Annotated in this window: 6 protein-coding genes; 2 read left to right on the plus strand and 4 right to left on the minus strand. The window is 48.7% G+C overall.

The window, feature by feature from the left end:
- The 4 genes from WBV75_RS11720 to udk form a co-directional block, all read right to left on the minus strand.
- On the minus strand, positions 1 to 559 hold a 559-nt coding region (locus WBV75_RS11720), incomplete at its 3' end, for a methylmalonyl-CoA mutase family protein (RefSeq protein WP_424120778.1).
- On the minus strand, positions 546 to 1,919 hold the full coding sequence (locus tag WBV75_RS11725; RefSeq protein ID WP_424120779.1) for a methylmalonyl-CoA mutase subunit beta: 1,374 nt from the start codon (positions 1,917 to 1,919) through the stop codon (positions 546 to 548). The genes WBV75_RS11720 and WBV75_RS11725, both read right to left, overlap by 14 nt.
- Positions 1,903 to 2,244, minus strand: a complete 342-nt coding sequence (locus WBV75_RS11730) for an FtsB family cell division protein (protein WP_424120780.1) — start codon at positions 2,242 to 2,244, stop codon at positions 1,903 to 1,905. The genes WBV75_RS11725 and WBV75_RS11730 overlap by 17 nt, the downstream gene beginning before the upstream one ends.
- Positions 2,241 to 2,852 (minus strand): uridine kinase, encoded by a 612-nt coding sequence (gene udk, locus WBV75_RS11735; RefSeq protein WP_424120781.1) that lies wholly within the window; start codon positions 2,850 to 2,852, stop codon positions 2,241 to 2,243. Before udk ends, WBV75_RS11730 begins: the two co-directional genes overlap by 4 nt.
- A gap of 256 nt (positions 2,853 to 3,108) precedes the next feature.
- On the opposite strand from udk, the gene WBV75_RS11740 reads away from it, so the two are divergent.
- Positions 3,109 to 3,594 carry an acetyl-CoA carboxylase biotin carboxyl carrier protein subunit gene (locus WBV75_RS11740; protein ID WP_424120782.1) on the plus strand — a complete coding sequence of 162 codons (486 nt, stop codon included), beginning with the start codon at positions 3,109 to 3,111 and terminating at the stop codon, positions 3,592 to 3,594.
- Between the two features lie 11 nt (positions 3,595 to 3,605).
- On the plus strand, positions 3,606 to 4,981 hold a 1,376-nt coding region (accC, locus tag WBV75_RS11745), incomplete at its 3' end, for an acetyl-CoA carboxylase biotin carboxylase subunit (protein ID WP_424120783.1).

The raw sequence follows: 4,981 nt of genomic DNA on the forward strand, positions 1-4,981 counted from the left end.
GTATGGTGCCTGAAAGCTGATCGGGGGACACTCCCTGCTCTTCAGCAGCCACGATATAAAAGGCCATAATAGGGATAACAGCCCCGTTCATCGTCATGGAAACCGACATTTTATCCAGGGGTATATCGTCGAAAAGTATTTTCATATCCGCTACAGTGTCGATGGCGACCCCTGCTTTTCCAACGTCTCCGGTAACCCGTTCATGGTCACTGTCATACCCCCGGTGTGTGGGCAGGTCGAAGGCTACTGAAAGTCCCTTCTGGCCCGCCGCGAGATTTCTCTTGTAGAAGGCATTACTTTCCTGAGCCGTCGAAAAGCCGGCATATTGACGAATCGTCCAGGGTCTTCGCACATACATGGTACTGTATGGTCCCCTCAAAAAAGGGGGCATGCCTGCCCCGAAATCCAGGTGGTCCAGGCCTTTAAGGTCCGCGGCCGAATACTGTGGTTTCAGGTAAATACACTCAGCTGTTTTACGAGCTGCTCCGGCTACTTCCGCAGCGGGAGTTCCCGGCCCCCCGGGAGTCCACTTTATATTTAATGCTTTATTTCTGCTCATCTTCCAGTCTTTTGCGTTCGTTGGCTTCGGAGAGTCGTTTGGCCAGGATAGGGGCTATAAGGGTTTGTATTTTACGCTTTGCCCTGAAGGGATCTTTTTCCAGGACCTCCCTCATCCGGTCTTCCGGATTTGAATATTTGTTTGTGCCCACCAGAACGCGATCCCCCCTGTCGAATGCCTTTTGTTCTTTAGCGGCACTCCCGGCTATTTTCTTTTGTATCGTATGGGCCTTGAGCTGGGAGAGAAACCCTCCCCCTTTTTCGATGGTTTTAAACACCTCAAGCGCTTTCTGTCCTAACTGCTCGGTCAGCGATTCAATATAGTAACTGCCATCGGCCGGGTTGCGGACACTGGAAAAATAACTCTCGTGTTTGAGCATTAGCAACTGGTTTCGGGCGATTCGGGCTGCAAAATCATTTTCAGGGTGATACAGTGCGTCATAGGGCAGGTTACAGATCAGGTCCGCTCCTCCAAGGATACAGGCCATAGATTCGGTCGTGGTACGCAGCATGTTCGTGTTGTAGTCGTAGAGGGTTTTGTTCCTCAGGGTGGGGGAAGCTATAACCTTACATCTGCCCGAAAAACCATAGGCCTGGGCGAGGAGTTCCCACAGACGTTTGAGCGCGCGGATTTTCGCGATCTCAAAAAAGTATTCGCTCCCTGTGGAGATTAGAAATACTGGTTCCTCCAAAAGCGGTTTCAACCTGTTGTCCTCTTGTGCTTTTTCGAGGTATTCACAGCCGTGGGCCAGGGCATAAGCCAGTTCCTGTACTCGATTTGCACCGGCGTTCTGATAGAGGTTTACGTGAACACTCAGGGAAGCCTGTATGCCTTCGTACTGGGTAAGGCCCGCGACGATTTCAAAGTCTGCTTTTTCATCGTTTACCCAATTTCCGGTTGCTGCCAGCGTGTGGATGGGATCGGCAAGGATATGGGTTGTAGAAGTGGCAGCGTTTTTTAGGATGTCCGCGAATTTCTGGTCCAGGGCAAAGGTATCCCAATACTGGGGGGCATCCAGAGCTGCCAGACGGGGGAGGTTTTCCACACTTTCACCTCGGACCTCCACCCAAAGGGCCTCTACTCCATTTTCGAGGTGATTCTCCAAAAGGGATACGGACTTTGGGGAGCGCGCGTCCAGGGCGTATCCGATACGCCACTCCCGCTTTGGGAAACTGGTTGAATTGTTATCTGAAACAGGCAGGTCTTCTGCGCTGTAAAAAGGCTTTACCACTATGCCTTCCGGGGAGGTCCAGGTCAGTAGTTCGTTGTAATCTCCCCCTTTCAGATCTGCCTGGATTTGTTGTTTCCAGGCCTTATCGGAAATCTGGGGGAATTCGGAAAAGTCAATTGAGTTCTTCATCCGGGTCAGGGTTTATACTGTCTTCGTATTCGATGAGATAAATCTCCTCATTTTTTCGTTTGAGGTAGTACTGCTCCCGGGCAAATTTCTCCAACTCCTTCGGATCCGAAAGCTTTTCAATGATGGCCCGATCTTTCGAAATCTCATTCTTTAGAAATTCCTGTTGTTTTTCGAGTTTATCGATTTCCTTTCTCAGTTCCCTGTGTATCAAAAGGGAATTCGTATCAAAAAAAAGCATCCAAACTGTGAATATGGTGAGCACCAGGACATAGATATTACTCACAATACTAAACCACCTTTGTTTTTTAAAATCCTTCCAGGTCATTGTGCGAGTTTTTCAGAGATGATCGTTCGGACAATATCTACTGCCACCGTATTGTATTTGTTATTGGGTATGATGATATCGGCATATTCCTTGGTGGGCTCAATAAACTGCTGGTGCATAGGTTTAAGCGTATTTTGATACCTGTCCAGTACTTCGGTCACGCTTCGGTTTCGCTCTGAAACATCGCGTTTTAACCTGCGTATAAGTCGCTCATCAGAATCTGCGTGCACAAAAATTTTGATATCGCAAAGGTCCCGGATTTCCGGCTGGGTCATTATAAGGATGCCCTCGATGATCAGGACCTTGCGCGGATGCGTGCGAAGCGTATCCGCAGTTCGGTTGTGCTCGGCAAAGGAGTATATGGGCTGCTCGATTGGGTGGCCCGATTTCAGCAATTTCAGATGTTGCTCCAAAAGTTCAAAATCAATAGTGCTGGGGTGATCAAAATTAATTTCACACCGGGCTTCGTAGCTCAGGTCGGAGAGGTCTTTATAATACGAATCCTGAGAAATGATTCCGACTTCACCCGGGGGGAGTTGTTCAATGATCTGATTGACTACTGTCGTTTTTCCACAGCCCGTTCCTCCTGCAATTCCAATAGTAACCATGTAGTTTGGATCTTTGGATCAAAAATAGGGATTTAGATTAATCCTTATGGGACGACTTCTGCGAATCTCGGGAGGTTTTTCAGAGAAAGAAATGATAAACCTCATTGGAATTCCCAAAGGGTGCCTATACTTTTAAATGGTTGATTTTTTTAAACAGAAGCCGATTGAAGCAAGTGTTTTCGGATTAATTCAACTCGGTACATTCAGATTTAGCGCGTATACCTTATTTTTATCCTCCAAGTGCAAATGCTACACTATGCCAAATCCTTTTGAAGTTAAGGTAAATGGGGAATGGTCTTTTCAAATGGGTTCCGAAACCCTTGAAGGTTATGATCAGGCCCGTCTTACCCCGGAAACCTTTCATGTCATTCACGACGCCCACTCTTTTTCAGTGCAGATACTCGAAGCTGATTTTAATACAAAAACGTATAAGGTGGCCGTGGATGGAAAACCCTTTTCTGTGTCAATATCCAACCCTCTTGATCAGTTGATTTCCGCCATGGGTTTTGAACTGGGTTCTTCCAGGAACGTTTCCCATATTGAAGCTCCCATGCCCGGATTGATTCTGGACATTCCAGTTTCAGAGGGAGATGAAGTTAAAGAAGGCGATGCCCTGGTCGTGCTGGAGGCGATGAAAATGGAAAATGTTATTCTCTCTCCACGGGAAGGGGTCATCTCGAAAATTGCTGTTGAAAAAGGAGCAGCTGTCGATAAGAAGAGTCTTCTAATCGAATTTAAATAAAAGCTTTATCAATGAAAAAAATTCTGATAGCCAACCGGGGAGAGATCGCCATCCGGGTGATGAAGACGGCGCGAAAAATGGGGATTCAAACAGTGGCGGTATATTCAGAGGCCGACCGGGATGCCCCCCACGTGAGATTCGCAGATCAGGCCGTCTGTATTGGGGAGGCGCCTTCCAGTAAATCGTACCTGAGAGGAGACCATATTGTAGAAGTGGCCAAATCTCTGGACGTAGATGCGATTCATCCCGGATATGGGTTTTTGAGTGAAAACGCTTCATTCGCCCAAACGGTTACGGAAAATGGACTTATTTTTATCGGGCCGGGACCTGAGGCCATACATACCATGGGGGATAAACTCGCGGCCAAGGAAGCCGTAAAGGCCTACGATATCCCAATGGTTCCGGGTACTGACCACGCTGTTTCCGATATGGGGGAGGTGCTGGAGGTGGCCCGGGAGATCGGTTTTCCGATACTCATCAAGGCTGCCGCAGGAGGTGGTGGTAAGGGGATGCGGATTGTGGAGTCTGAGAAAGAGCTTGCATCCCAGGTCCAGCGGGCCATGAGCGAGGCCGCATCTGCCTTTGGAGACGGGTCTGTGTTTATTGAAAAGTATATCAGTTCCCCCCGCCATATTGAAATACAGGTTATGGCGGATACCCATGGTAATATCCTGCATTTTTTTGAACGCGAATGCAGTATTCAGAGGCGTCACCAAAAGGTCGTTGAAGAAGCTCCCTCGGCTGTACTCACCCCGGAACTCAGGGATCGTATGGGGCGGGCTGCAATAGACGTGGCCAGATCCTGCGGGTATGTTGGGGCCGGTACTGTAGAATTCCTGCTAGACGATAAACACAATTTCTATTTCCTTGAGATGAACACCCGATTGCAGGTGGAGCATCCGGTAACCGAGCTGATCACCGGACAGGATTTGGTATCCCTTCAGATTCGGGTAGCCCGGGGGGAAGTACTTCCCCTGAAACAGGAAGACCTGAGGATTCACGGACACGCCATTGAATTGCGGGTATATGCTGAGGATCCAAGGAATGATTTTCTACCCTCTGTTGGCAAACTGGAACGCTACAGACTTCCTGAAGGGGAGGGCATTCGCGTAGATAATGGATTTGAAGAAGGGATGCAGGTTCCTATTTATTACGACCCCATGCTTTCCAAGCTCATTACCTATGGGGCCGATCGGATGGAGGCCATCCAGTTAATGCTCGAGGCCATTGCCCGTTACCAGGTAGAAGGGGTAGAGACTACACTTCCCTTCGGGGCCTTTGTTTGCCGGCATCAGGCCTTTAGGAGCGGGGCTTTTAATACGCATTTTGTCAAAGATTACTACGCCCCTGAAATGCTACGGGCCAGGGACGAGCAGGAGGCCGGGGT

The sequence above is a fragment of the Robiginitalea sp. genome, assembly GCF_049588695.1.
Lineage (GTDB): Bacteria > Bacteroidota > Bacteroidia > Flavobacteriales > Flavobacteriaceae > Robiginitalea.